The organism is Prosthecobacter sp. (assembly GCF_029946185.1).
Lineage (GTDB): Bacteria > Verrucomicrobiota > Verrucomicrobiia > Verrucomicrobiales > Verrucomicrobiaceae > Prosthecobacter.
The window spans coordinates 1-26390 of the sequence record NZ_JAQSEA010000071.1; the positions used below are offsets into that span (position 1 = coordinate 1).

General features: G+C 58.0%; 23 protein-coding genes. 11 read left to right on the plus strand and 12 right to left on the minus strand.

What is annotated here, in order from left to right; translation table 11 throughout:
• On the minus strand, positions 1-380 hold a 380-nt coding region (locus PSV43_RS04870), incomplete at its 3' end, for a flavodoxin-dependent (E)-4-hydroxy-3-methylbut-2-enyl-diphosphate synthase (protein ID WP_300194364.1).
• Positions 381-527: 147 nt separating this feature from the next.
• On the opposite strand from PSV43_RS04870, the gene PSV43_RS04875 reads away from it, so the two are divergent.
• The gene (locus tag PSV43_RS04875) at positions 528-1727 is read left to right on the plus strand and encodes a trypsin-like peptidase domain-containing protein (RefSeq protein ID WP_300194366.1); all 1200 of its coding nucleotides are present in this window, start codon (positions 528-530) and stop codon (positions 1725-1727) included.
• Positions 1728-1748: 21 nt separating this feature from the next.
• Here PSV43_RS04875 and PSV43_RS04880 read toward each other — a convergent pair whose 3' ends face one another.
• The 6 genes from PSV43_RS04880 to PSV43_RS04905 all read right to left on the minus strand — a co-directional run bounded on the left by PSV43_RS04880 (position 1749) and on the right by PSV43_RS04905 (position 12421).
• Positions 1749-4097 carry a ComEC/Rec2 family competence protein gene (locus PSV43_RS04880; protein ID WP_300194368.1) on the minus strand — a complete coding sequence of 783 codons (2349 nt, stop codon included), beginning with the start codon at positions 4095-4097 and terminating at the stop codon, positions 1749-1751.
• 22 nt (positions 4098-4119) lie between these two features.
• Positions 4120-4770: a hypothetical protein gene (locus tag PSV43_RS04885; protein ID WP_300194369.1), complete on the minus strand. Its 651-nt coding sequence runs from the start codon at positions 4768-4770 to the stop codon at positions 4120-4122.
• 60 nt (positions 4771-4830) lie between these two features.
• On the minus strand, positions 4831-6249 hold the full coding sequence (locus tag PSV43_RS04890) for an efflux transporter outer membrane subunit (RefSeq protein ID WP_300194371.1): 1419 nt from the start codon (positions 6247-6249) through the stop codon (positions 4831-4833).
• Entirely contained in the window at positions 6242-9379 is a 3138-nt protein-coding gene (locus tag PSV43_RS04895) for an efflux RND transporter permease subunit (protein WP_300194373.1), read from the minus strand. The genes PSV43_RS04890 and PSV43_RS04895 overlap by 8 nt, the downstream gene beginning before the upstream one ends.
• Positions 9380-9490: 111 nt before the next feature.
• Positions 9491-10558, minus strand: a complete 1068-nt coding sequence (locus PSV43_RS04900; protein ID WP_300194375.1) for an efflux RND transporter periplasmic adaptor subunit — start codon at positions 10556-10558, stop codon at positions 9491-9493.
• Positions 10559-10978: 420 nt separating this feature from the next.
• Positions 10979-12421 (minus strand): PQQ-binding-like beta-propeller repeat protein, encoded by a 1443-nt coding sequence (locus PSV43_RS04905; protein ID WP_300194377.1) that lies wholly within the window; start codon positions 12419-12421, stop codon positions 10979-10981.
• An 89-nt stretch (positions 12422-12510) separates the two neighbouring features.
• Here PSV43_RS04905 and PSV43_RS04910 point away from each other — a divergent pair, with 89 nt between their 5' ends.
• The 7 genes from PSV43_RS04910 (at position 12511) to PSV43_RS04940 (ending at position 17311) form a co-directional block, all read left to right on the plus strand.
• The gene (locus PSV43_RS04910) at positions 12511-12993 is read left to right on the plus strand and encodes a hypothetical protein (protein ID WP_300194379.1); all 483 of its coding nucleotides are present in this window, start codon (positions 12511-12513) and stop codon (positions 12991-12993) included.
• 112 nt (positions 12994-13105) lie between these two features.
• Complete coding sequence (locus PSV43_RS04915) at positions 13106-13963, plus strand: chlorite dismutase family protein (RefSeq protein WP_300194381.1); 858 nt, start codon at positions 13106-13108, stop codon at positions 13961-13963.
• 30 nt (positions 13964-13993) lie between these two features.
• Entirely contained in the window at positions 13994-14185 is a 192-nt protein-coding gene (locus PSV43_RS04920) for a hypothetical protein (RefSeq protein ID WP_300194383.1), read from the plus strand.
• Between the two features lie 142 nt (positions 14186-14327).
• The gene (locus PSV43_RS04925; RefSeq protein ID WP_300194385.1) at positions 14328-15110 is read left to right on the plus strand and encodes a thiazole synthase; all 783 of its coding nucleotides are present in this window, start codon (positions 14328-14330) and stop codon (positions 15108-15110) included.
• Between the two features lie 193 nt (positions 15111-15303).
• On the plus strand, positions 15304-15573 hold the full coding sequence (gene rpsN / locus PSV43_RS04930) for a 30S ribosomal protein S14 (RefSeq protein WP_300194387.1): 270 nt from the start codon (positions 15304-15306) through the stop codon (positions 15571-15573).
• Between the two features lie 68 nt (positions 15574-15641).
• Complete coding sequence (locus PSV43_RS04935; protein WP_300194389.1) at positions 15642-15893, plus strand: zinc ribbon domain-containing protein; 252 nt, start codon at positions 15642-15644, stop codon at positions 15891-15893.
• 20 nt (positions 15894-15913) lie between these two features.
• On the plus strand, positions 15914-17311 hold the full coding sequence (locus tag PSV43_RS04940; RefSeq protein WP_300194391.1) for a hemolysin family protein: 1398 nt from the start codon (positions 15914-15916) through the stop codon (positions 17309-17311).
• 349 nt (positions 17312-17660) lie between these two features.
• On the opposite strand, the gene PSV43_RS04945 is transcribed toward PSV43_RS04940, so the two are convergent.
• From PSV43_RS04945 to PSV43_RS04960, 4 genes are read right to left on the minus strand one after another with little or no spacing between them, the layout of a single operon-like run.
• On the minus strand, positions 17661-18695 hold the full coding sequence (locus PSV43_RS04945; RefSeq protein ID WP_300194393.1) for a low specificity L-threonine aldolase: 1035 nt from the start codon (positions 18693-18695) through the stop codon (positions 17661-17663).
• A complete protein-coding gene (locus PSV43_RS04950) occupies positions 18692-19102 on the minus strand; it encodes a MauE/DoxX family redox-associated membrane protein (protein WP_300194395.1) in 411 nt (136 codons plus the stop codon). The genes PSV43_RS04945 and PSV43_RS04950 overlap by 4 nt, the downstream gene beginning before the upstream one ends.
• 13 nt (positions 19103-19115) lie before the next feature.
• Positions 19116-20144, minus strand: a complete 1029-nt coding sequence (locus PSV43_RS04955; protein WP_300194397.1) for a hypothetical protein — start codon at positions 20142-20144, stop codon at positions 19116-19118.
• Positions 20141-20830, minus strand: coding sequence for a hypothetical protein (locus PSV43_RS04960; RefSeq protein ID WP_300194399.1), 690 nt, complete (start codon positions 20828-20830; stop codon positions 20141-20143). Before PSV43_RS04960 ends, PSV43_RS04955 begins: the two co-directional genes overlap by 4 nt.
• A gap of 174 nt (positions 20831-21004) precedes the next feature.
• On the opposite strand from PSV43_RS04960, the gene PSV43_RS04965 reads away from it, so the two are divergent.
• The 3 genes from PSV43_RS04965 to PSV43_RS04975 are packed head-to-tail and all read left to right on the plus strand — an operon-like array spanning position 21005 to position 25310.
• Positions 21005-22459, plus strand: a complete 1455-nt coding sequence (locus PSV43_RS04965) for a DUF1501 domain-containing protein (RefSeq protein WP_300194401.1) — start codon at positions 21005-21007, stop codon at positions 22457-22459.
• Positions 22460-22501: 42 nt separating this feature from the next.
• On the plus strand, positions 22502-23461 hold the full coding sequence (locus tag PSV43_RS04970) for a TlpA disulfide reductase family protein (RefSeq protein WP_300194403.1): 960 nt from the start codon (positions 22502-22504) through the stop codon (positions 23459-23461).
• Between the two features lie 25 nt (positions 23462-23486).
• Positions 23487-25310: a CocE/NonD family hydrolase gene (locus PSV43_RS04975; protein ID WP_300194404.1), complete on the plus strand. Its 1824-nt coding sequence runs from the start codon at positions 23487-23489 to the stop codon at positions 25308-25310.
• Positions 25311-25369: 59 nt separating this feature from the next.
• On the opposite strand, the gene PSV43_RS04980 is transcribed toward PSV43_RS04975, so the two are convergent.
• Positions 25370-26329: a threonine dehydratase gene (locus tag PSV43_RS04980; RefSeq protein ID WP_345784648.1), complete on the minus strand. Its 960-nt coding sequence runs from the start codon at positions 26327-26329 to the stop codon at positions 25370-25372.
• Between the last annotated feature and the right edge of the window lie 61 nt (positions 26330-26390).

The following is a 26390-nucleotide window of genomic DNA, read 5'->3' on the forward strand; positions in this document are numbered from 1 at the left end:
TTGTCGGCGTAGTTGCCGGGATTCACGCGGACTTTTTCGACCCACTTTACCGCTTCCATGGCAGCGTCAGGTTTGAAATGGATGTCGGCGACCAGAGGCACATCGCAACCGGCGGCGCGAATGCCATCGCGGATGTGCTGCAGGTTTTCGGCAATGACACGCGTCTGAGCGGTGACGCGGACGATCTGGCAGCCAGCCTCGGCCAGGCCAAGCGCTTCCTTTACGCAAGCGGCGGCGTCACGTGTGTCACTGGTGAGCATGCTCTGCACCACGACGGGCGCACCGCCACCGATCTGTACGCTTCCAACCATGACTGGACGTGTTTCACGACGCTGGTAGTTGTAGAGGTCAGGGCAGTAGCGGAGCAGGGAGGTGGACATGGCGGGTGGTTAAAATGCCGGAATGCAGCCTCGAAGCAAACGGGAAGCGGCAAAAGGGCAGGGGCACAGGGCAAGATTCGGCTGCTGTGGCGGTGCCCGCAACTTTGAACATTGAAGTTGGCAGTCGCTGGCGCATCTTGTCAGCACATGGAAAATCTCCGTCGTTTGCTGTTTGCCGTCTTCGTGTTCGTCCTGGCCGCGCTGCTGTTTGCGTGGTGGCGTCACGGGCGGGAGGGCTATGGCGTGCTCAATCTGCTGAAGAGTGAAAAGCCCGGTCCAGCAGCGCTCACCGCTCCGAAAAAGCCGAAAATCGCGTTGGATGAGGTGCCCTTGTTGAGCCGGTTGAATGACGAATTTGCCAAAATTTCCGCCGCCGTGCTACCCTCCGTGGTGAGTGTTACCACCAAGACGGTGCACCCCGGTCAGCGCAACTGGCATTCCTATTATGACTTTGTCAGCCCGAGCGATCAGATTGTGCCGGGCCTCGGCTCCGGGGTGATCATCAGCAAAGAGGGGCATGTGGTCACCAACTTTCATGTCATCGAAGGTGTACAGTCGGCGGACATCGAGATCACCACCAACGACAATAAAAAATATCTGACGCAGGTTCTCGGATTTAACAAAGAGCGAGATATCGCTCTGTTGAAAATAGAGAGCCCGCGCATCGACTTTCCGGCATTGAGTTTCGCCAACTCAGATGAAGCCCGGGTGGGCCAGATCGTGCTGGCGGTGGGCAATCCTTTCGGACTCAGCGGTACGGTGACTCAGGGCATCATCAGTGCGCGTGACCGCCATCTCAGCGACAGTCAGTTTGACTACCTGCAAACGGATACGGTGATCAATCCTGGCAACTCCGGTGGGCCGCTGGTGAACATTCGCGGCGAGATCATCGGCATCAACGTGGCCATCTATCGTGGCGATGCGACGGTGACCAGCTGGCAGGGGGTGGGGCTCGCGATTCCCTCCAATCAAGCCAAGGCGGTGGTCGAGGAAAAGCTCAAAGAAAACGCGCAGCAAACGGCAGGCGTGAGCAAGTCAACAGGCAAGGGCTACCTCGGCCTCGAAGTCAGCAGTGAACCGGTGGAGATTGATCCCGTCTGGGGCACCTCACGCCGCGGTGCGCTGGTGACGGACATTGGAAACAAATCACCCGCGGCGGAAGCCGGGCTGCGCCAAGGGGATGTGGTGACAAAGTTTCAGGGCATGGCCTTCCGCTCTCCGGCAGATCTGCTGCAGATCATCCGCACTCAGCCACCCGGCAGCGAAGTGAAACTCGAAGTCATCCGCAACAACAAGCTGGGCGACATCATTACCACACTCGGGGCCAGACCGGAGGCAAGTCCGTAGCTTTGGGGAAGTGCTTTCGCATCATCGCGGCTTCAGCACCAACTGCTGCTTGCTGCGATTCGTGACAATGCGAATTTCGTCTTGGTGGAACTCCAGGGCGATGCTGCCAGAGCTCCAAGTATCGAGCAGCGGGATGTTCAGTTCTTTGGCCCGTTGAACGAGGGAAGCGGGCAGTGCTGTTTCGACAGTGCGCGCATCACTCCCGCAGAGGATGATCTGCGGGCGGGTCCTGATGAGGAATTCGGCGCTCGTGGATAGGTCCACCTCATGCTGACTGCGGATCATCACATCGCAGTGCAGATCCTGTGAGCTGGAGCAGAGAGCTTTTTCGGCGTGCCAGCCGGTGTCGCTCAGCCAGAGCACGCGCCAGGGGCCGAGCTGAACCATCAACACCATCGCACGATCATCTCCACGGTCGTTTTGCACCTGCTGCGTCGGGTACAGCACCTGAACATCGATATTAAACGCCTTGGCATCTGACAAGGTGACTCGTTCATCGACATGGAGTTTGCGCAGTGAGGGTGGGTGGGGCTGATCCAGCAGCCGTCGCAGTGCGGAGCGTGAGGCGTCACGCCGTCCGGGCTCCTGGGAGCTGCAATAAAGCAATGGCGCATCAAACGTCGTGAGGACCTGCCCGGCGGCACCGATGTGGTCAGCGTCGTTATGGCTCAGGAAGACACCCGCGATCGTGTTCACGCCGTTGGAATGCAGATACGGGCGCAGCACCCGGCGGAAGCTGGCTTCGCTGCCTATGTCAAACAGCCAGTGAGTCTTGCCGCTGCGCAGATGATTCGCCGCACCGCCATGGGGAAGTTCCAGCATATGCCAGGCGGCGGGGGCATGGGTGGGAGCGGTGGTGGGTTGAAAGTGAAAATTCCCACCGGGCAGGCCGGCGAACCACATCGCGCTGGCGATCATCGCCTTGGCCAGCGCCCAGTTGACGTTGTTGAAGATGATTTGAACGCCGGTCAAATGCAGCGCTGCTGCGCAGAGACTCAGACAGGTGGTGCCAAGACAGAGGGACGACAGCGGTACGAGTACGCAGTTGGCGATCACGGCCACGGGAGTGATCGAGTGAAAATGGCCGAGGATGAAGGGCAGGCTGCCAATCCACGCGGCAAAGGACACGCTCAAGGTTGTCGCGAACCACAGCCTGCATGTGCTCCAGCCGCGCTGCCGCCAGTTGGCGAGCTGAGGTGGCAGAAACGGGTCCAGCCGGGTGAAGGGCTGCAGTCGTTTCAGCAGGGGTGCCGAGCCGATGGTGCTGAGCCACAAGACCCCGAAGGAGAGTTGAAACCCCGGCATGAACAGCTGATTCGAGTCCGTGGCCAGCAGCAGAAGAGCGGCGGCACCGAGGCTGTTTTGCAGGGACGATTCGCGGTCCACCAACGTGGCGCTTAAATAAATCACCACCATGAACGCCGCCCTTGCAGCCGAAGGCCGCCAGCCAGTGACAAACGCGTATGCAAACACGACGAAAATCACAATCCACAGGGATACGGCACGCGGTGTTCTAGTCTGCTGCAGCAGGATCAGCACGATGACTCCCAGCAGCCCCACATGGAGGCCGCTGACGGCAAAGACATGCAGCGTGCCACTGTTGCGAAACGCATCTTCGATCTCATCATCTGCTTCGGCAGACATTCCCAGCGCCATGGCACGAAGCACGGCGACGGTTTGAGGATCTTCTTCGAGATCTTGGATGAGCTGCCTGCTGATCCATTGCCTGCAAAGTTCCGCCCGCTCTAAAAAGCCGCACCACCATGTCTCACCACTGCCGCTGAGGCGCTGCATGTGGTCGATGTCAAACCGGCCCACGCGGCCCATGCGCAGGGAGTATTCCTGTGCATCAAAGGTGCCGGGATTTGAAGCGGTGCGCGGCAGGTAGATGCTGCCGTGGAGTTCAAACACGCCCGCTCCGGGAAAGCGTACACCTTTGGGCAGGCGAACCAGCAGCGTGGCGGCTTGCTCGATCACGATTCCTGCTGCTGGAATCTCGATCTTCCGCGTGGTGCAGAGCGCATGGGAGCGCTCATCCTTCGTGGTGTCGAACTCCGGCAGCAGGCTGCCGCGAATCGTCGCTGGTAACGGCTTGTCCTGCTGCTGCAAGGCAAGGCGCAGCGGATGGCGGAAAGTTTCGTCTGTACGTGCTGTGTGGATGCAGGCGAAGACCAGCGCTGCACCCGGTATCAGCAGCCACGCGCGCCCGCTGATCAGTGCCGCGCTCAGGAGCGCTGTGGTGACCCCAAGGAACCACCCGCCATGTGCGGGCAGCCATCCCATTTCAGTGACGAGGATGCCGATGACGGCCGCGAGCGCGAGTGTCAGCAGCGGGTTTACCCGGGTCCAAAGCTGGAGTTTTACGAGCATCGACCCCAGTGATTGAAAACGATCACGCCTTCGCAGCCTCGGAGCTGCCCGTTTTCAAACGCTGATCCATCAGCAGCTTGTACTGCAACTGTTCGAGTTCACTCATGCGATGGTGCGCATTGGCGCTGTGGCGCGTGTTGGGGAAGTTCCCAATGATCTGCTCAAGCATGTCGCGTGCGGCATCATAATCATGCCGGTGAGTCAGATGCACGTCAGTAATGCGAAACATGATGAAGGCTGCATCATCCACCGGCCAGTCTTTGCTCTGCAGATGTTCTTCCAGCACTTTTAAAGCTGCCTGGGGATCATGCAGACGCTCGGCATGTATCTTGGCGATTTCAGCCACCGGGAAGGGGTCGTCCGGTTTTTCAACGAGCATTATTTCATATTGCTCGATCGCTCCTGGGTAGTCACCCTGGGCAATGCGGGCCGCTGCTTTGGTCATGTGATCCTGCTCCACTTTCTCGCCGGAGGAGAACACCGCCTCTCCCATCAGATCTCCCAGCCATGGGATAAAAAACTTCACGGCCAGAAGTCCCCCGGCCAGCCCCAGAAAAATCACAAAGACGAACTTCATGCCATCTCCGGCATCTTTTACGAAGCTCCAGATCAAAGCGATGACCAGAAATACGAGCGTGATGACACAGATGCGGATGACAAGTGCAGTGTTCATTAAAACGAGGCTATCAAAACGCATGTCTTCCGCCAAGCACGAAATTGGCGGGCATCCTGATCAGCCTCCCCCGAGTGCTCGATAGAGATTGGCCTGCACCTGAAACTGGCGCTTGGTCACCCCGATCAGCTGCAGTCGTGCCTTCAGGGCATTTTGCTGAGCGTTGAGCACCTCGATGTAGGTGGCCCGACGGGTGCGAAACAAATCTGCCGCCGTGGCTCCGGATTCAATCAGCAGGTGCACCTCCTTGGTCTTCAGGGCCTGGAGATCCTTTAGAATGCGGATAAATGCCAGCTGGTTGTGCACCTCCACGTAGCCGTTCACGATGGACTGCTGATAGGTGTTGAGCGCTTCCAATTGAGAAGCATTGGCGTGGTCAAACTCGGCTTGGATCGCCTTGCGGTTGATCAATGGGGCCACCAGGCCGCCCAGTGCTGAATAGGTGGCGGAATGGACATTGAACAAAAGGTTGCCTTGAAAAGCCTGCAGTCCCAGCACTCCATTGATGGAGACCGAAGGCAGAAACGCCGCCTTGGCGGCCTTCACGTCGGCTTTGGAAGCCACCAGTTCGAATTCCGCGCGGCGGATATCGGGCCGGTTTTTGAGCATGTCAGCCGGCACGCTGGAGGACAACTGCGGCAGCTTTGAATCCATCCATGCCGACCTGTTGCGTGCGATGGGCCGCTGGGGGTCTCCCAGCAGGCTGCAGATGATGCCTTCCTGCTCCACGGTTCGCTGCTGCGTATCCAGCCGCATGCCCTGCAGGTTGAACAACAGCGCTTCGAATTGCTGCACGGCCAGTTCATTGGCGGAACCCGCCTGCTTCTGAGTCTGCACCGTCTCAAGCGCATCACGCTGGATTTTGATGGTCTCATCAATGTTGATGATCTCAGCGTCCAGCGCCAGCAGCTCGTAGTAGGCTGTGGCCAGTTCGGCAATCAACTGCGTCTGCACCAGATTCCGGCCCTCCACACTGGCGAGCAGGTGCGCGGTGGCGGAGGCTTTTTTGCTTCGTAGTTTTCCCCAGAGATCGATCTCCCAGCTCGACTGCAGACCGACCATGTAGTCTGGCAGATCGCGGGGGACAATCCGGCCATCATAGATGGGTGAGGTGCTGTTGCCGGCACCGTCCATGGTGTAGAGGCCAAAACGCCGCAGTCCGCCACCGGCCACCGCCGAGACCTGGGGGGCCAGCATGCCGCGTGCGGCGGTGATCTGCGCCTTGGCCATTTCAATGCGCTGGAGCGCAATTTTAAGATCGCGGTTGTTGTTCAGCGCCTTGTCGGTGAGGGCCTGCAATTTGGGGTCGGTGAAGTGTTTCCGCCACTGGCTGACTCCGGTGAATGCAGCGGCTTTATCCGGGGGCTGCCCCGTTTTTTTGCCGTGGCGGCGCAGATCTTCACAGCTGGTGAACAGCAGCGTCATGAACGAAATGCAGGCGCTCAGGAATGGCCAGCTCAGATGCAGGGTCTCACGCATGTTCTGGTTCTTTGGAGGGTTTGGGGGTGGAGGTGAAAGAGGCAAAAATGACGTAGAGCCCCGGAATGATCAGCATGCCAAACACGGTGCCAAAGATCATGCCGCCGACCGCCGAGGCACCGATGGTCCGGTTGCCAGCCGCACCCACGCCTGATGCCGCCATGAGCGGGCTCAGACCGGCGACAAAGGCAAGGGACGTCATCAAGATGGGGCGCAGGCGTGAGGTCGCACTCTCCACTGCCGCCTGCAGCGGGGTGCAGCCCTCGCGCTGCCGCTGGATGGCAAATTCGACCACCAGGATGGCATTCTTCCCGAGCAGCCCGATGAGCATGATCATGGACACCTGGGCATAGATGTTGTTTTCAAGACCCATCCACAGCAGAAAAACAAACGACCCGAGCAGCCCTGTGGGCAGTGAAAGAATGACCGGCATCGGCAGCAGAAAGCTTTCATACTGGGCGGCGAGGAGCAGATACACAAAGGCCAGACAGATGATGAAGATGAACACCGCCTGGTTTCCTGCCAAAATCTGATCCCGGGTGATGCCGGCCCAGTCGATGCCAAAGCCTTTCGGCAGTTTTTCTTTGGCCGTTTCCTGGATCGCTTTGATGGCCGCACCGCTGCTGAATCCGGCGGCCGGTTCGCCGTTGATTTCAGCCGAGGTGAACATGTTGTAGCGTGTGATCTGGTCCACGCCGTACACTTTTTCCAGCTCCACAAATGTGCTGATCTGAACCATCTCCCCGTGGTCATTTTTGACGTGGAGTTTCAGAATGTCCTCTGGTCGTGCGCGGTACTCCGGCAGCACCTGGACCATGACCTTGTAGAGCTGCCCGAAACGGATGAAATTGGTGGCGTACTTGCCGCCCAGCATGGTCTGCAGGGTGCTCATCACATTGTTGGTGGTCACTCCTTTCTGCGCCGCGATGTCGCTGTCCACATGCAGCAGGTACTGTGGAAAGCTGGCGTCGAAACTGGTGAAGGCATTGGCGATCTCCGGACGCGCCTGCAAATCGTCGGTGAACTTTGCGGTCACGCGCTCCATGTTTTTAAAATCGCCGTTTCCGGTCCGATCCAGCAGGCGGAGTTCGAAGCCGCTTGCGTTGCCGTATCCTGGCACGGCAGGCGGTGAGAACAGTTCGATTTCGGCATCTTTGATGTGACTGGTCCTGCGAAGGAGATCGTCCATCACGGCCCCAACGGACTCGGTTCGTTCATGCCAGCCAGTCAGATTGATCAGACAGGCCCCGTACGTTGAGCCGCTGGCATCGGTGATGATGTTGGTGCCGGCGAGAGTGGAGACCGAGGCGATGGCGGGGATATCCTCACAGCAGTGCTGGATCTCATCAACCACCGCCTTGGTTCGTTCCAAAGTAGAGCCTGCCGGAGTGGTGACCCCCACGTAAAACGCTCCCTGATCCTCATTAGGAATGAATCCAGATGGCAGCCTGCCGCCCGCGAGAACCATGATGGCACAGAAGCCAAGGAGGATGCCCCAGCTCAGCGTACGCCTGCCTGCAATCGCCAAGATCCACCGGCTGTAAGTTCCCGAGATTTTGTCGTAAGTCCGATTGAAGAGGCCGAAAAAGCGGTTCAGCAGGCTGTTACTCTTGGGCGCATGATGCGTGTTTTTCAACATCAAGGCGCACAGCGCAGGAGTAAGCGTGAGTGCGACGCAGCCTGAGAGTACGATCGCAATCGCCATTGTGAGGGAAAACTGCTGATAAAAGATGCCCGAGGGGCCTGACATGAAGGATGCAGGAACAAAGACGGAGGCCATCACGAGGGTGATCGCAATGATGGCGCCGCCGATTTCGCCCATGGCCTCCTCGGTGGCCTGGCGCGGCCCAGCGCCCGTGCTTTCCATCTTGGCATGTGCCGCCTCCACCACCACGATGGCTCCATCCACCACGATGCCGATGGCGAGCACCAGGGCCAGCAGCGTGATCAGATTCAGCGAGAAGCCCAGCAGCTGCATGAAAAAGAAAGTGCCGATCAAGGACACCGGCACAGCAATGACTGGGATCAGAGTGGAGCGCCAGTCCTGCAGGAAAATAAACGTCACGAGCGAGACCAGCAGGAAAGCCTCTGCCAGCGTCCGCATCACCTCATGCAGCGAGGCATCCAGGAAGCGCGATACATCATAGCTGATATCATAGTCCATGCCCTGAAGAAAAGTGTCCTCCTTGATTTCGGCCATGCGCTGTTTGATTCTGGCGATGACTTCGTTGGCATTGGATCCGGGCAGCTGCTTGAGAAGAATGGCGGCGGTGGGCCTGCCATTGAACCGGGTCTCCATATCGAAGTAAAGAGTACTGAATTCGACCTCGGCGACGTCCCTTATTCGCAGCACCTCGCCCTCGTCATTGGAGCGGATGGGGATCTTTTCATAATCGTCCTGGTTCTGGTATTTTCCTGCATAACGCACCACGTATTGCAGGTGAGGCTCGGTCTTGTCGGAGCTTTCCCCCACCTTCCCAGGCGCGGCCTCCACATTCTGTTCTCTCAATGCGAGCAGCACGTCCTCCGTCGAAATGTTGTAGGTCAGCATTTTGTCCGGTTTGAGCCAGATCCGCATGGAGTATTCCTTGACGCCGATGATCTTCGCAAACCCCACGCCCTCGATCCGCTTGAGCTCGGTCAGGATGTTGATGTCGGCAAAGTTGTATAAAAACAGCTCATCGAGTTCAGGATTCGTGCTGGTGACGTCGAGGTACATCAGCATGGCCTTCTCCTCCTTGGCGATCTGGACCCCGGCCTTGATGACTTCCTCCGGCAGTTCGCCCATCATCTTGTTCACACGGTTTTGCACATTCACCGCCGCCACATCCGGGTCGGTGCCTGCATCAAAGATGATTGAAATGACTCCGACGCCGTCATTGGCCGCCCGTGAGGACATGTACTTCATGCCAGGCACGCCGTTGATCGATCTCTCCAGGGGAACGATGGCCGCCTTGGTCAGTGTTTCGGCATTGGCACCGATGTACTCAACCGTCACATTGACCTCAGGTGGAGCAATGCTGGGAAACTGGGTGATGGGCAGTTGGAACAATGCCAGCAGACCCAGGAAAGTGATGATGATGGAAATGACCATCGACAGCACCGGTCTGCGGATAAATTCGTTAATCATGCAGGCGTTTTATTCATCGGTTTGGTGCATGGGTTCTGAGTCTGAGTCCGCCAGATCTGGCGGCAGCATCTCACCCACCCATTTATGACAAGCTGTTTGTGAATGTGGGGATCAGAACGGCGCGACTTCAGCAAGGGCTTTGAAGTCAGGTGCAATCACATCGCCCTCCTTCACCACTTGAATGCCTTCATAGATGATGCGGTCAGTCGGCAGAAGTCCAGAGTTGATCACATAGTGGTTCGGCAGGCGCAGCTTTGTGTCGATGCTGCGCAACTGGATGCTGTTGTCGGCGTTAAGCATGTATACGCAGGTTTTATGCTGAACTTCGAAGGTGCATTTTTGAGGTATCACCAGTGCGTTCTTCAGTTCCGACTGAACAATCACCTTGCCGCTGGAACCATGCCTGAGGAGATGGTCGGGATTGGAGAAGCTGGCGCGGAAGGCGATGTTCCCGGTGCTTTTGGAAATCACACTTTCCCAAGTTTCGATTCTGCCTTTGAACGGGTGGATTTCTCCATTGGCCAGTTCCAGCGCCACGCTGCCTTGCACACCCAGGTCCTTGCGTTTGGCCAGTTCCAGATATTCACGCTCAGACACATTGAAGTAGGCGTACACATCGCCGTCATTGGAAATGGAAGTCAGCAGGTCACCTTCTGAAACGAGGCTGCCGGTTTTGTTTCGGATCCGGTTGATGATGCCGTCAAACGGCGCATGCACTTCGGCGTAAGTGAGCCTGCGTTCGGCATCGGCGACTGTGGTTTGCGCATCGTCCACTTTGGCCCTGGCTGAATCCAATCTTGCCTGAGACATTTCCAATTCGGATGTGGCAATGATTTTCTTCTCCAGCAGCAGTTGGTTGTTCTGCAGATCGATTTCCGCCATCTTGGCTTCAGCCATGGTGCTTTTGAGCCTGGCATTGGCTCGCTTCACTTCCTCCTGATATGAATGACTGCTGATGGTGAAGAGAAGCTGTCCTGCGGTGACCCGCTGTCCTTCATCGACAGAGACTTTCTCCAAGCGTCCGCTCACCCGTGCTTCGAGTTCAATGAAATTGGAGTTCTGAATGCTTGCGACATACTCCTGACCGTTCGGCACATTCATCACCACGGCGGAAGTAACCGGGAAAGTTTTTTGCACTTCATGAGTGGTTGCCGTGGCACTCTCATTGCAGGAGTTCATGAACAAAAGGAGCGACAGACAGATGACTGCTCTCGATCCGGTACATTTGTCGATGATGTATTTGCATGGGGGGATCATGCCTTTGGCACTAGCATTTGATGTGCCATCTCTCAAGACGTGCAGAAAGCGTCGAGAACGGGTTCACAACGCCAGTGACGTTTCAGTCACTGCGCTGCATTGTTTATGCGCTGTTAAGCCAACGCATCACGACTTCAGTTGGAAAGTTGCAAATGACTCATTGGTAATGGCATAGAAGCGTTGAAAATTTGAGCTTAACCACGCTCCCATTTTTCACCCCTGACCCGCTGTTAAGCAGGTGGCGTCAGTCCTTACTTTTTTTTCGATGGATCGCTACAAGGGTGCACCCGACCTCAATGATCCGTGCTCAGAGCATGACCCATGCTTGAGTATCTGCATGGTTTACTCTCCTCTCAAATCGAGGCAAATCACCCGCGGCCCTGACTTCCGCAGCAGATCCTGCGACTGCTGGCGCACATAGATCAGCCCGTGACTGAGAGCGGGCAGGCTCCAGGTGTTGAGTGCATAGAATGGCTGGGCCTGAGCCATCACTTTGGCACCCGCTGGACTTAGATCGAGCCAATGCAGCGAACCGGTTTCGCCGAGGCAGAGGAAGGCTCCGTCGGCCTTCAGCAAGCTGGCTCGCAGGATGCTGAGACGGGCGGGGTTGGCACGTCCGGTTTGTTTGCTGAACTCGGCATCCTCCCATTCGATGTGCTGTTCCCAAACCTCTGCGCCGGTATCGGCGTTGACACAGACGAGGCGTGACTTGGGTTCTGTCTCGCCATCAATCGCATAGAGATGGCCGTCGTGATACACCGGGTTCATCCAGTGCACGGCGAGCTTCTTGGACTGCCAGATTTCCTTGGCCTGAAATTCCGCGTCATACTCGACCATCACGCCACCGAGCGGGCGGCCCTTTGGATAGGCGGTGGTGATGAATGCTCGGTTTTTGTCGGGGATGAGCGTGGGCGAGCTGCCGATGGCCTGGATGTAGTCTTCGCTGCGCCACGGAAACTTGGAGTGCAGTTTTCCACTCGCAGGATCAATGCACATGAGGCCGCCGATGGCGGGATCGCTTTCGCCACCGGCATAGATGAGCACCTTCGTCTGCCCGTGCAACTTGGCGGGAATCGGCGAAGCATAGCTTGCGCCCCAGGCGTCTTCGAGAGTCCACACGACCTTGCCGCTTTGCAGATCGAACGCCGCCACGCTCACGCCTGCTTCGGCGAGATGTTGTTTGCGGTCACGCAGGCCTTCGTTGCCTTCGAGCGCTGCTTTTTTGCCACCGACATTCACGATCACGCGGCCATCGAGAATCAGCGGCGTGCCACCTGCGCCGAAGAAATCCTGGGGCACGTTGTATTCTTTGCGCAGGTCATGCTGCCAGAGCGGCTTGCCCGTTTTCAAATCGAAGGCGCGAAGTTCCGCCGTCACACCAAAGGTCACGACGATGCCATTGGCGATGACCGGGCTGCCACGCGGGCCGTTGCCGAAGCCGTAGCGGTCTTGATAGGAGACCGGGTAATCCTGTGACCAGAAGCGCTTCCCGGTTTCGCGGTCGAGGCATTCGATGGTTTCCTTGCCTTCGAGCGCATGGAAGATCACACAGAAGTCACCGCTGATGGCTGGAGAGTTGTAAGCATCGCCCATCTGAACTTCCCACACTGGTTTCGGGCAACCTAGCGCCCATGTTTTGAGCAGAGGCGTCTCCGGCGAGATCGCGTCATCGGTGGGGCCGAGCAGGCGCGGCCAGTCGCTGGTCTTCGCCTCTGCTGCCAGCGGCTTCGGAGCTGCATGAAAGGTCAACCGGTCAAACGCCTCCTGCGCGGAGCAGACGTTCACGGCGAAAAGAAGCAGAAAGAGTCTCGACGAGTTTTTCATGTCATGACAAGCTAGCCACGACTGTAAAGAACGCCACTCTCATGAATCCCATGCGTGAACTCACCTGGTTTGAGCGCCATTTTGTGGCGTTCGTGGTGGGGGGTATTCCTGCGTGCATCCTTGGATTTGTTCTTGGACTCTGGGGGACTGCGGTTGGCGGCGGGGAGCCTGATCTCGGCACCGTTCTGCTGAGATGTTCCTACTGCGCTGTGATACCGGTGATTCTGGCCTGCCTCATGCCGCGTTCCTGGCTTTCCCCGGTTGTGACCTATTTGATTGGATTTAGCATGGGGTTCGGATTCATGTTTTCCCAGGGGTTCGAGGGACTGGCAGACATGATCGTGGCACCGATTTATTGGATGGAAGGCAAACACGTCATCAAATCAACAAAGCATGCGCATCCTGATTTGCCGTGGATTCTTGGGATGGCGCTCTGGCTGGCAGGACTGGCCTCCATCCTGCGCCGAAGCTCCCGATTTGCGGCTATGCTCCGAAGATTGGAAATCCATCCGGAAGAGGAGCATAAAAGTTAATCGAGTGGCCGCTGTCGGCAGGTGCAGGGATTTGGCACAATAAAAGCCAATGATCGTCCGTTGAGCCGTCTCGTTTCCGGCGTATGTGAGAGAGGCAACCTCCCATCACCCCATGCTCATTCCGACCTCCTTTCCCACGTCCACCGGCCCCGCTGAATCCAAACCGCTGATCTCCGAGGAGGGATGGATCGTGCAGCACTTGTTTTTCACCATCGATCATGGCTACTGGGCGGCGCTGACGCCGGAAGAGCGCCAGGAGCGCCGCGAGAACTTCACGCGTACGATTGAGGCCATTCGCAAGCATCCCGGCACGCAGTTGCTCGCGTTTGCGATGGTATCGCCGAAGTCGGAGCTGGGCTTCATGCTGCTGACGCCGGATTTGCACGATTCACAGCGCTTTGAAAAACAGGTCAATCTGGCGCTGGGCCCAGACGTGCTGACGCCGGCCTACAGCTACCTTTCCATGACGGAGTGGACTGAGTACTCGCAGAGCGTGGAGGAGTTTAAGGCGCAGATCGAGAAGGCGGAGAATCTGGTTCCCGGCACGGAGGCCTTCGACCAACGGGTGACGGAATGGCAGACCCACATGAAGAAGTATTTCAACGACCGCCTGTACCCGAACATGCCCGACTGGCAGATCTTCTGTTTCTACCCGATGAGCAAGCGCCGCAGCGTGGGCGCGAACTGGTATGCGAACGATTTTGCCAAGCGTCGTGAACTGATGGGCGGCCACGCCAAGACCGGCCGCAAATACTCGGGCAAGGTGCGCCAGCTCATCTCGGGCTCCACCGGTCTCGACAGCCACGAGTGGGGCGTGACGCTCTTCGCGCACGACATGGTGCAGATCAAAAAAATCGTCTATGAGATGCGCTTTGATGAAGTGACCACGCAGTATGGTGAATTTGGCGACTTCTACATCGGCATCCAGCCTCCGACGGGTGAGCTGCTGCAGCGGGTGATGCTGAGTTGATTTGTGTGGGGTAAAAGCCACATTCCTACCATGAACTCCGAGGACGACATTCCCGAAAGCCATTGGAAGGTGGAAGGCGAAAACGCTCCATCCAGCACCACCACATGGCCTTGGGAATTGCTGGCAAAACGCAAAGCCGCCTTGGGGCGTGGTGAAAGCCGCGCCCTTCCGCTGGTCGAGATCTCAGGACGCCTCCGGGCGTGCAGAGCTGGCAGGCGGTGAGAGTGATAAGTGATGTTGGCACTCTTGCCCGCAACGTATGTTCCTAGACGTTCGCATTGCAGGCAGGAGTGCCCGCATCACTTTACTGGCATATCCGCACGACATCGCCGATAGGATCGAAGACCGTTTTACTCCCTAGAGCATGCCCAATCAGCCCCTAACCATCGCCAATCGTCAGTTCAACTCGCGTCTCATGCTGGGGACGGGGAAATTCGCCAGTGGTGAGCTGATGCGGGATGCCATTATTGCCTCGGAGACGGAAATCGTGACGGTGGCCCTGCGCCGTGCTGATTTGACGGGGAAGGGGGATCCTTTTGCCAACATCCTCGATTTCATTCCGAAAAACGTCCTGCTGCTGCCGAACACCAGCGGGGCGATGAATGCGGAGGAGGCTGTGCGCCTGGCGCGGCTGGCCGTGGCGGCGGGTCTGCCGAACTGGGTGAAGCTGGAGATCCATCCCGACCCGCGCTATCTGCTGCCGGACCCGATTGAGACGCTCAAGGCGGCTGAAATTCTCGTGAAGGAGGGTTTTATTGTCCTCCCTTACATCAATGCCGACCCCGTTTTGGCCCGACGTCTGCAGGATGTGGGCACCGCTACGGTGATGCCGTTGGGGTCGCCCATTGGGTCGCATCAGGGCATCGCGACGCGTCGGATGATCGAAATTATCATCACCCAAGCTACCGTGCCGGTGGTGGTGGACGCAGGGATCGGGGCGCCAAGTCATGCCGCAGAGGCCTTTGAGATGGGTGCAGACGCCGTTCTGGTGAACACTGCTATTGCCGTCGCCTCAGACCCCGTGCGCATGGCACAAGCCTTCAAAATGGCCGTGGAGGCCGGACGCAGCGCCTATGAAATCGGCCTGAGCGAGGGCGCAGCGGAGGCTTCAGCCACCAGTCCGCTGACGACTTTCCTGTATCAGTAGGCGTCACAAACGCCCGATTTTCAGCCTTTCACCAAGTAGGTGAAGACGATGACGCCGCAGAAAAGCAGCCCGGCTGCGATGCACATTCCAGTAAAGATGACCATAATAATTGGCATTTAGCGTGAAATAGAGCGTTCGCTAGTAGAAATTTGTTCTTGCGAAAGTGGAGCTTTGGGCCAGACTCCGCGCCCCTATGGCAAAAACATGCTGGCTCGAGCGCGACAAGCGCAAACGTAAAACCGTCGAAAAGTACGCTAAACTCCGTGCAGAACTCAAGGAGAAAGGCGACTTCGTCGGCCTCTCCATGCTTCCACGTGACGCAAGCCCGACACGTCTCATCAACCGCTGCCGCGTTACCGGTCGTCGTCGCGCGTTCATTCGCCGCTTCCAGATGTCCCGTATGACCTTCCGCGAACTCGCCTCTCAGGGTATGATCCCCGGAGTGACGAAGTCCAGCTGGTAGTCTTCCGTCCCCAACTTGCAGCCAGGGTTTGCCTCTGGCTGCTTGGAGAGGCGGTGCGTTCTTCTCTGATGCCTACCTACTCCTACATTGCTGACGACCTTGAAAAGGGATGCCCTGCTTGCCGCAGAGGCTTTGATTTGCGCCGGCCCCTCAGCCGACCCGCGCTAGAGGCATGCCCTCTGTGCAGGCAGCCGGTCAAAAAACTTATTTCCGGCTTTAACACGCCGAAGATCACCAAACCCCTCTCCGTTTCCGACGCTAAGGCCGCCGGCTTCACCATCCTCGAAAAACGATGCGATGGCAATTACGAGAAGCTGTGAACGCCTGACCGCGCCGCCTCATGACTCTTTTGCTCGCCAATGCCTCTGCTGAACTCGTGCGCGAGTGGAGCTTCACAGCCAGTGAAGTTTTTTGGCAGGCTGTCATCGTGCTGATCATCGTGCTGCTAAACGCCTTCTTTGTGGCGGCAGAGTTCGCGATCGTCAAAGTCAGGGACAGCCAGCTCACTGCCGCCATCGAAGACGGCACGCGTGGTGCCCAATTCGCGCAGACTGTGACGCGGAATCTTGACGCCTACCTTTCAGCCGGGCAGCTGGGCATCACTCTTACCAGCATCGCGCTGGGGATTTTCGGCGAGCCGTTTGTCTCTGTCTTGGTGCAGCCCATGCTGTTCAAAATGGGCATCGTCAGCGAGACTGTGGTCCGCTGGACGTCCATCGGCATCGCCTATGCCATCGTCACCTATCTGCACGTCGTTCTGGGAGAGCAGACGCCCAAGGTTGTGGCCATCCGCAAATCTCTGCAAACCGCGCTGCTGATCGCGCGCCCTTTGCACCTGTTTTACATCGTCTTGAAACCGGCGATCTGGATTCTCAGCGCCAGCACGAACTTGGTCCTCAGATTTCTTGGCATCACGGCTGTCTCCGAGCACGAGATCGCCCACTCTGAAGAAGAGCTGCGGCACATCGTGGCCGAAAGTCAGAAATCCAAGGAGGTGACGGAGACCGAGAAGGACATCCTTCTCAACGCCCTCGCCCTCAATGACCGCTGTGTGCGTGATGTGATGACTCCGCGCAACCAAGTGGTTTCGCTGGATGCGGATGAAACCTTTGAGGACAGCCTCAAGATTGCCATCGACTCCAAGCACACGCGTTATCCGCTCGTCGAAGGTCATCTCGACCATGCCATAGGCACGATTCACATCAAGGATCTGCTCAGCCTGATTGGCAGACCCCAGCCGGACCTGCGCAAGATCAAACGGGAGTTGCAGATGGTTCCTGAGATGATGCCCATCGACAAACTGCTGCGCTTCTTCCTCGACAAACACGTTCATGTCGCCCTGGCCGTGGATGAATTCGGCGGTGCCGTCGGCATTGTGACGCTCGACAACGTGCTGGAAGAAATCGTGGGAGATATTCAGGACGAATTCGATCAGGAAGTCAGCGAGTTCCGCCGCATCAACGACAACGAATTCACCGTCGAAGGCACCTACAACCTCTACGAGCTGGCCGACCAGACCGGCATCGACCTCGACAGCGACGAAGTCACCACCATTGGCGGCTATGTCACGCACCTCCTCGGCCATCTGCCCAAGGTAGGCGAAAAAGTGGTCATCGAAGACTACGAGGTGACCACCACCAAGGCGGATCTACGTCGCGTGCTGCAGCTGGTCTTCAAGCGTCTTTCCACCATTGCGGATGAAGCCGCAGCGGCTGATGAAGCGGCGGAAGGTGTGTGAGGGCGGCTCACGCCCGCAATGAGCGCGTAACAAGTTAAGAAAGGCACCGCCCGCGTTGGCGTTTGCATGAGTCCTGATCCTCATCGCACACGACTCCACCCCATGCGCCTGCTCACTTTGCTCGTTTGTTTTCCTGCCCTTGCGGTTACAGCCATCAGCCAAACCAAGGTCAGTGATGATGAGGAGGAAGACATGATCCTCGGTTTTCGTGGCAGGTCGAAGTATCAGATCGTCGTGCCGGATGTGGCGGTGAACGCGGCTGCGGAAACCTCATCCCCACCGAGTGGAAGGACCGCATCAACAAGGACCTCGATCAGATGGCGGAGACGCTTTGAGAGTTGTCAGCCATTCACACGAACGCCGTCGCATCTGCGACAAACGCATCCACATCGGCCTCAGTGGTACGCCATGAGCACATCAGCCGAGAGCCGCCGCCGATGAAGCTGTAAAACACCCATCCGCGCTCTTTGAGACCTTCCTTCATCAGGTCCGGCAGCTTGGCAAACACCGCATTGGCATCCACCGGGTAGAGAATCTGCACCCCTGGCAGATGGCCGAGTGCATCAGAGAGGCGGCGAGCCAAGGTGTTGCCGTTTTGGGCATGCCTGCGCCAGGTCTCATCACTCAAAATGCGCAGCCATTGCGCGGAGATGAAGCGCATTTTCGAGCAAAGCTGTCCCGCCTGCTTGCAGCGGTACGCAAATTCCTGTGAGAGCTCCTTGTTGAAGAACACGACGGCTTCCGTCACGGCCATGCCCAGTTTGGTGCCACCGCAGCACAGCACATCCACCCCGGCACGCCAGGTGATGTCGGCGGGTGCGCAGTTCAAACCGGTCAGGGCATTGAAGAAGCGTGCACCATCCATGTGAATCGACAGGCCATGCTGTTTCGCCACAGCGCCGAGGCCCTTGAGTTCGCCCGGGCGATACACCGTGCCCAGTTCCGTGCTTTGACTGATGCTCAGGGCTCGCGGCTTGGGAAAATGCACATCGCTGCGGCTTGTCGCCAGACGTACGACATCAGCGGGGTCGAGTTTTCCCAGCGGGCTGCGGGCGAGCAGGATCTTCGAGCCGTGGCTGAAAAATTCCGGGGCACCGCATTCGTCCGTCTCCACATGCGCCTCTTGGGAGGTGATGATGCTGTGATAGCTCTGGCAGAGTGTGGCGAGCGAGAGAGAATTCGCCGCCGTGCCGTTGAAGACAAAGTACACATCGCAGTCAGTCTCGAAAAAGTGCCGGAACGTTTCGCAGGCCTCGGCCGTGGTCGAGTCGGCCCCATAGCTGGGCTGATACCCTGCATTGGCCTCTCCCAGTGCCTGCCAGGCTTCAGGGCAAATGCCGGAGGTGTTGTCTGAGGCAAAGTGGTATTTCAGTTCAACGCTCATGCTCTTGCTTTTGGTTTACCGTACCATGCCAGCGCGATCCCTGTGAGGAGCAGCAGCACATCGCGCAGGATAAGGTCGCGGTAATTGGAGGTGGCGTCGGCGTGGCCGAAACAGCCGCAGCGGATGTCGATGCCACGCCACCAAGAGAGGCCGAGGGCGGCCAAAAAAATCAGCAGCGATCCGTTCAAGATCAGCAGGCCACCGGAACGCAGCAGGCCGCTCATCACGGCCAGTCCGGCCAAAATTTCCAGCCATGGCAGGCCCATGGCCAGCCACGCGGCCCAGGGGTCCCCCAAAAGATCGAAGCTGCGGACGTCATCGAGGAACGACATCGGATCCATCACCTTTAAAAGACCCGCATAGACAAAGAGGCCGCCGAAAAAGAAGTGTAGGAGAAGTCGCAGCATGGGGTGGCCGAACTTACGGCACCAGATCCACCATCGGCAACAGAATGATGACGAGCTTCTTGTCTTGATAGTTCTCTCCTGCCCGGGGCATGTCCCGGACATCCAGCGAGCGTCCCAACAAGGTGGAAAGCTGCGTGGCAAAACCGGCCGCCGGTGCCTGACCGTCGCCGCCAAAGCTGAGCTGCGCATCGTCATACACACGCATCAGTTCACCGCCGTGCAGCACGATGGGGGATTTGTCGCTCTGCGGGATGCCACGAATTGAAATCAAAACTGCTTCTTCTGCTCCCAGCAGCTTCGCGGCATGCAGCGGATCGAGCCGACGTGCCAGGTCACCTGCATCTGTGTGTTCGAGAATATTGGCATTGATGATGGGAGTCTCGGTACTGCTCAGTCGTGGATGTTTTTCGTGCACATGCTTGTTTACCGCCACGGCCACCGCCTTCATGGCCTCCGGGGTCCAGTGACTGTCCCGTGCAAAGAACACCGGCTGCCTGTCGCGGAACTCCCACAGGGGCTCGGTCATGTCCATCACATCGACGCCTGCCGTTTTCAATTCAGCCAGCCTGCCCACTTCATCTTTCAAACGAATCACGTCTAGATACCGGCCGAGACGGATCTGTTCAGGGTACATCGTGGCACGGTCTGGAATGACGACGACCAGCAGCGGCGTATCCTGCGCTTTCAACTCTGCCGCCAGCTTGATCAAACCAGGCTGCACATCGTTGCCAGGGCGTCGGGCATGCGCCAGACGGTCGAGTTCATGCTGGTCGAAGAGCCAGCCTTCACGTCCGAGAAACACCGTGTGGTTGCCCTCGTTCAAGCCATGCATCAGCAGCCATTGCAGGCCGCTCCGCACCGTTGCAGCCGCGAGATTGGTCTTGGAGGGCGTGAGCCAGGACGCGGCTTCAAACAGCAGCGGCACGGCCAGCAGCAGTAGAAAAACACGGATGATCTTCCGCGCTGCCTTGGGACTGAGTTCCGGTTCAGGCGGTATCACAGTGCGCTTCGCTGGGTCGATTTGAGGAAGCGTCGGTTTCATGGCATGGGTGCGGCGTGCGTCCACAGCATCGCCACGGCAAAGGTGAAAATGAGAATGGAGATCGTCGCCTTCCATGGTGCTGGCTCGCGCAGAAAATCGCGCGAGTGTGGCAGGCCGATGAGGCAGACCAGCGCGGCGAAGATCGTCAGGACGTTGAAATCTGTCCGTACTCGCGTCTGTTGCAGCAAGGTGGCCATCGTCCGGGGCGGAGGCACAAACAGTGCCTTCAGGTGCAGCCAGGTGTCGCCGAAAGAAGCCGTTTGCACCAGCGCTCCGATCACGGTGCCTGCCAGCAGGAGGGCGATCAGCCGCAGCCATTTCCCCTTTGTGAAGCGCCGAAGCGTAAGCGCTTCCTGCACCGGTTCCGCCACCTTGAATCCAAACATGCCGCCCAGACCGGCGAGAACATCGCCAGCGGCGGTGAAAGCAAAATGCAGGCTGAGCAGCAGACTCAGAAATCCCATCCAAGCCACACTGGTGCCCAGGCTCTCCGGCCCGCCCCGAAAAGTCATCGTCGCGAGATGCCACAGCGGATTGACCAGCAGCACCCACTTGCCAATTCCCAGGCAGAAGCGCGTGATGCCATTCGCCACGTCGAACGTGGCCGGTCGTGGTTTGACGTAAAGGCGCACAGTCAAAGCGACGGGCAGCAGTACAAACAGCAGATGGTGGAGACTGATTAGCACAAGTATATGGAGATGGCGGAGGGCTAGACGCCCGTCAATCATGGAATCTTGGGGGCATTGCTGACAGTTTGAGCGGTGTAGCATCGTTTGCCGTTGCCATGCTCTCCACCGAGATGGCAGAGGAACTGGAAAAATACGTCAGTGAAGCGCTTTTTGCAGCGTTTTAGTTCTGTCATGAACGACATCGACCCCCATCTCCCCGAGCACCTCATCCGCCGCGATTTCCTGAAGAAGCTAGCAGCGGCTGGCACTGCCGCATGGATGACCGGCGAGTCCCGCGCCATCTGGGCAAAAACAGGTGAAAAGGTGACACACCCGCCAGCAAAGGCCGATGCCTGCATCCTGCTATGGATGGCAGGTGGCATGGCGGCGCCGGACACCTTTGACCCAAAAGGCTATCTGCCCTTTGAGAAGGGGCTGGAGGTCAAACGGATGCTCAGCACTTTCCCTGCGATCAACACGAATGTGGATGGCATCAAAATCTGCCAGGGGCTGGAAAACATCGCGCAGGTGATGGACCGCGCCACTCTGATTCGCAGCGCGGTGCAGCCTGATCTCGGCAGCATTTTGCATTCGCGGCATCAGTATCACTGGCACACCGGCTACGTGCCGCCGCAGACGGTGGCTTGCCCGCACATCGGTGCCTGGATGGCGAAGGTGCTCGGCCCGCGCAATGCCGTGATGCCCGCCTTCATCAACATCGGCCAGCGGCTCGAAGGCGTGGGCGAAAGTGAAGAGCTGAAGGCCTTCACCACGGCGGGGTTTTTTGGCAGTGAATTCGGCCCCATGAACCTGCCGTTTCCGGAAGAAGCCGCGCAGTCGGTGAAGCCACCGAAGGGCATGGATGCGAATCGGTTTGCCAATCGCGACCGTCTCTTTCGCAAGCTGGTGGATCAAAGCCCGCAGCGCGAGTTCATGAGCGACTACCAGCAGGAGTCCATGCTGCGCAGCATGGACAACGCCTACCGTCTGCTCAGCGCGAAGGAGCGCGAAGCCTTCGACATCACCCTGGAGCCGAAGGAGAGTTACGCCAAGTATGACACGGGCCGCTTTGGCCGTGGCTGCCTGCTTGCGCGTCGCTTGATCGAGGCAGGAACACGCTTCGTCGAGGTGACCACCGAGTACGTGCCGTTCTTCCAATGGGACACGCATAAAGATGGCCACACCACGGTGGACACCCTGCACAAGGAAATCGATCTGCCCATTTCACAACTCGTTCGCGATCTAGAGGCGAAGGGGCTGCTGGACCGCACGCTCATCGTCATTGCCAGCGAGTTCAGCCGCGATGCCCTCATGGAAGGCAAGCCCGGTTCCTCGGCGAACGATCAGACGACCTTCAAAGTCGATACGCTCAGCGAAATGAAGCACTACGGCCTGCACCGCCATTTCACCGGCGGCACCAGCGTGGTGATGTTTGGCGGTGGCGTGAAGAAAGGCCATCTGTATGGCGAAACCGCCGATGAGCGCCCGCTCATTGCCACCAAGAACCCTGTGAGCGTCATGGACCTGCATGCCACGATCATGACCGCCATGGGCATCAGCCCGAAGACGGAGTTCGAGATCGAGGGCCGGCCATTCTACGTCACGGAAGATGGTAAAGGCAGGGCGGTGACGGAAATATTCGCTTAAAACGATTGGAGGCGTGGCTTTCTCCCGTTTAGACTTTCTCACATGAACGCCCATCGCCTTCTCTGCATCGGGGTCACGACTCTTGTCCTGGCCGTTTCCTTCTCTCTTCGTGCTGCTGACGGCGATGCCGAATGGAAGAAGGTCAACGATGCCATGGAAGGCATCAAAAATCCAACGGAGCAGCCCAAATCGCGTGAGGAAGCCATCGCGATGCTCAAAAAAGGCCTGACGGAGTTCGATGCTGCGTATGCGACCGCTTTGAAAGCGGAGCCGAACAATCCATCCCGCTGGGATGCCGCGTTGTTTGAAACCATGGTCGGACGTGCACGCGAGTTCGCGGGGGTGCCGGCACCTTCAAAGCAGGCCATCACGCTCGAAGAGATTCTCAAGGCCGAAGATGCGAAGCCTGAAACCAAATCGCAGGCGAGTTTGGTCAGTGTCATGGAGGCTGCTGAGGCCGCCGAAAGTCCAGAGGGTGACCCCACCACATGGCTGGCGAAAGCGGAGAAGCATCTGAAGGATTTTCCCGCTGAAAAAATGAACAAGATGGTGGAAGGCAAAATCGCGAGCATCAAGGCCGCCTCCGAGCTCAAAAACAAGCCACTCGAACTGAAGTTCACCGCTGTGGATGGTCGCGAAGTGGATGTGTCGAAATTGCAGGGTAAAGTCGTGCTTATTGACTTCTGGGCCACCTGGTGCGGACCTTGTGTGGCAGAACTGCCGAATGTGATCAAGGCCTACAAAGAGCTGCATCCGAAGGGTTTTGAAATTGTCGGTATCTCGCTCGACAGCGACAAGGCCGAACTGGAAGCATTCGTGAAGGAAAAAGGCATGGAATGGCCGCAGTATTTCGATGGCAAAGGCTGGAAGAACGAGATTTCCACCAAGTACGGCATCACCTCGATTCCTGCCATGTGGCTGCTCAATAAGAAGGGAATGGTTGTGAGCACCGATGCGCGTGGTGGTTTGGAGGAGCAGGTGGCCAAACTTCTCGCGGAGTAAAATGATGATCCATCGTTCAGCTTTCATGGCAGTCTTGCTGGCTGCTTCGTTTCTACATGCCCAGGAAGCGGGCATTCAGGTCGAGAAAAGCGTCATGGTAGCGATGAGTGATGGCGTGAAGCTCGCCACAGATGTGTATCTGCCTGCGGGCAGCACTGGAAAGCTGCCTGTCATTCTCACACGCACGCCTTACAACAAAGACGGCACCAAAAGCTTCGGTGAATACTTTGCGGCGCACGGCTATGCCTTCGTGGCGCAGGACACACGCGGACGCTATGCCAGTGAAGGCGTCTGGCACTGGCTGACTGATGATGGTGCGGATGGAGCCGATTGTGCTGCATGGATCGCCGCGCAGCCGTGGGCAAACGGCAAGATCGGCATGGTCGGCACCTCGTATGTCGGCGGTACGCAGCACGCGATGGCTTTGGCAAAAGTGCCGCAGCTCACCACCGTCATCCCGGTGGATGCCGTGTCTAACATGGGACTGCAGAGCATGCGGAATGCGGGCGCGTTTGAAATGCGCTTCTGGAACTGGATCATGCTCAATGCCGGCAAAGGAAGCAACGCGGCGCTCGATCCCGCCACGCAAGGCGAACTCAAGGAGATGGCGGATAATCGCTGGGATTATCTCTCGCTGCTGCCGCTTCGTCCCGGCACCACACCGCTCAAACTCGCCCCAGAATACGAGGACTGGCTCATCCAAGCCATGCGCCACGGCAAGGACGATGGCTTTTGGGCGCAGAACAACATTCTGGCCGATCCCTCGCGCTACAAGGACATGCCGGTCTATCTCGTCGGCGGCTGGTATGACTCGTGGGCCGGCAACACCTCCGCCAATTTTCAGGCGCTGTCGAAGACGCTCAAAAGCGATGTCTATCTCATCATGGGGCCATGGATTCACGGCGCGCAGAACAAGTCTTCTCACGGTCAGGTCGATTTCGGCAAAGACGCGGCCGTCGCGGACCAGCTTGTCTGGCGCAAGGAGTGGTTTGATCACTGGATGAAGGGCATCGACAACAGCGTCGGCAAAGCCGCCCCTTTCGCCAAAAAAGTACGCATCTTCGTCATGGGCACCGGGGACGGCAGCAAGACCAAGGACGGCTTGCTCAATCACGGTGGACAGTGGCGCGATGAAAACGAATGGCCACTGGCCCGTGTGAAGCCCACGGCTTTCTTTCTGTATCCCGAAGGCCTGCTGAGCGAGGTGAAGCCGGAGAGCGAGGGGGGAGCAGTGACCTATGAGTTTGACCCCAAGAATCCAGTGCCAACGCTCGGTGGCAACATCTCCTCCGGCGACGGCATCATGCAGCAGGGTGCGTGGGATCAGCGCGGCAGTGACAAATTCTGGAACTGGACCAAGCCCATTCCGCTCTCCGCCCGCAGCGACGTGCTGGTGTTTCAGACCGCACCCCTTGCTGAGGACATCGAAATCACCGGCGAAATTGAGGTGAAACTCTGGGCCTCATCCGATGCGGTGGACACCGATTTCACCGCCAAGCTGATCGATGGTTATCCGCCCAGCGCCGACTGGCCGCACGGCTTTGATCTCAATCTCGCCGACGGCATCGTGCGCGCCCGCTTTCGTGATTCGTTGAAGGAGGAAAAGCTCATGCAGCCGGGGAAGGTCTATCCCTTCACGATTAAGCTCTATCCCACGAGTAACGTCTTCAAAAAAGGACATCGAATTCGTGTGGATATCAGCAGCAGTAATTTTCCGCGCTTTGACGTGAACCCCAACACTGGGGAACCCCTCCAGCAGCACCGCCGCACGGTCATCGCCACGAACACGGTCTATCACGACCTCGAGCATCCCTCCCACATCGTGCTGCCTTTCGTGTCAAAGCGGTGATCTGTTGTAGCTCGGTATGCCGATCCCGAGTCGCGCCTTCGCGGAATCGGAATACCGAGCTACATCAAAACCTTCAGCGCCCTCGCCAGCATCTCCATGCTCGCATTCCCACCCGTGAGCACGCAGGCCACGCGTTTGCCTTGCCATTGCTCGCGCTGCTTCTTCAGCGCTGCGTAGGCCAGCGCACCCGCGCCTTCGGCGATGTTGTGCGTGGCATGAATGATCTCGCGCATGGCGGCGACGGCTTCATCGTCATTCACCGTCACGATGTCGTGGGCATGGCGTAAGACATGGCCCAGCGCGTCATGGTTTGGCGTCTTGCAGGCCACGCCTTCGGCGACGCGCGTGGTGCTTGGCTGCTCGACGAACTGACGTTGCTGAAACGACAGCGCGTACGCCGGTGCATGCTCAGACACGACGCCGATGATCTTGGTCTTTAATCCCAGAGCCTCACGTGCAGCTGCGATGCCGCAGAAGCCGGAGCCGAGGCCGATGGGGACGAATAGGGCATCCAGATCGGCCACGGCATGAAACAGCTCCAGAGCATAAGTTGCCACGCCGCGCACCAGCCAGGGATGGAATGACGGCACGGCATGCAATCCCTCCTTCGCCGCGAGTTCACGCGAATATTCCAGCGCTTCCTGAAACTCACAGCCATGCTCGACCAGTTCCGCGCCCAGCGAGCGCATGGCGGTGTTTTTCTCCGGGTTGTTGCCATGCGGCACCACGATCACGGCGCGCAGACCATTGAGCTTTGCGGCAAAGGCGATGGACTGCCCATGATTGCCCGTCGTGGCGGCGATCACACCGCGCACTTCGGGCTGCCGGCGTTTCAGTTCGTCCATATAGACTAGCCCGCCGCGAATCTTGAAAGCCCCAACCGGCGTGTGGTTCTCATGCTTCAACCACAGCTCGCAGCCCAGGTCTGCTTCGAGCAGCGGCCAGCGATAGGCCGGTGTTTCGTGAATGTAAGGCCGAATGAGCGCCTTGGCGGCTTCGATCTCGATGAGGGATGGCAGGGGCTCCATTTTTTATGGCTAAGCATGAACTTCGCAATGGCAAGTCCGTAGGTTGCGTTAT

Bases quoted from the DNA above. Each gene is read 5' to 3' on its own strand.
- PSV43_RS04875 (WP_300194366.1), top strand. From the start codon at position 528: ATGGAAAATCTCCGTCGTTTGCTGTTTGCCGTCTTCGTGTTCGTCCTG.
- PSV43_RS04880 (WP_300194368.1), bottom strand. From the start codon at position 4,097: ATGCTCGTAAAACTCCAGCTTTGGACCCGGGTAAACCCGCTGCTGACA.
- PSV43_RS04885 (WP_300194369.1), bottom strand. From the start codon at position 4,770: ATGAACACTGCACTTGTCATCCGCATCTGTGTCATCACGCTCGTATTT.
- PSV43_RS04890 (WP_300194371.1), bottom strand. From the start codon at position 6,249: ATGCGTGAGACCCTGCATCTGAGCTGGCCATTCCTGAGCGCCTGCATT.
- PSV43_RS04895 (WP_300194373.1), bottom strand. From the start codon at position 9,379: ATGATTAACGAATTTATCCGCAGACCGGTGCTGTCGATGGTCATTTCC.
- PSV43_RS04900 (WP_300194375.1), bottom strand. From the start codon at position 10,558: ATGAACTCCTGCAATGAGAGTGCCACGGCAACCACTCATGAAGTGCAA.
- PSV43_RS04910 (WP_300194379.1), top strand. From the start codon at position 12,511: ATGCGTGAACTCACCTGGTTTGAGCGCCATTTTGTGGCGTTCGTGGTG.
- PSV43_RS04915 (WP_300194381.1), top strand. From the start codon at position 13,106: ATGCTCATTCCGACCTCCTTTCCCACGTCCACCGGCCCCGCTGAATCC.
- PSV43_RS04920 (WP_300194383.1), top strand. From the start codon at position 13,994: ATGAACTCCGAGGACGACATTCCCGAAAGCCATTGGAAGGTGGAAGGC.
- PSV43_RS04925 (WP_300194385.1), top strand. From the start codon at position 14,328: ATGCCCAATCAGCCCCTAACCATCGCCAATCGTCAGTTCAACTCGCGT.
- rpsN (WP_300194387.1), top strand. From the start codon at position 15,304: ATGGCAAAAACATGCTGGCTCGAGCGCGACAAGCGCAAACGTAAAACC.
- PSV43_RS04935 (WP_300194389.1), top strand. From the start codon at position 15,642: ATGCCTACCTACTCCTACATTGCTGACGACCTTGAAAAGGGATGCCCT.
- PSV43_RS04940 (WP_300194391.1), top strand. From the start codon at position 15,914: ATGACTCTTTTGCTCGCCAATGCCTCTGCTGAACTCGTGCGCGAGTGG.
- PSV43_RS04945 (WP_300194393.1), bottom strand. From the start codon at position 18,695: ATGAGCGTTGAACTGAAATACCACTTTGCCTCAGACAACACCTCCGGC.
- PSV43_RS04950 (WP_300194395.1), bottom strand. From the start codon at position 19,102: ATGCTGCGACTTCTCCTACACTTCTTTTTCGGCGGCCTCTTTGTCTAT.
- PSV43_RS04955 (WP_300194397.1), bottom strand. From the start codon at position 20,144: ATGAAACCGACGCTTCCTCAAATCGACCCAGCGAAGCGCACTGTGATA.
- PSV43_RS04965 (WP_300194401.1), top strand. From the start codon at position 21,005: ATGAACGACATCGACCCCCATCTCCCCGAGCACCTCATCCGCCGCGAT.
- PSV43_RS04970 (WP_300194403.1), top strand. From the start codon at position 22,502: ATGAACGCCCATCGCCTTCTCTGCATCGGGGTCACGACTCTTGTCCTG.
- PSV43_RS04975 (WP_300194404.1), top strand. From the start codon at position 23,487: ATGGCAGTCTTGCTGGCTGCTTCGTTTCTACATGCCCAGGAAGCGGGC.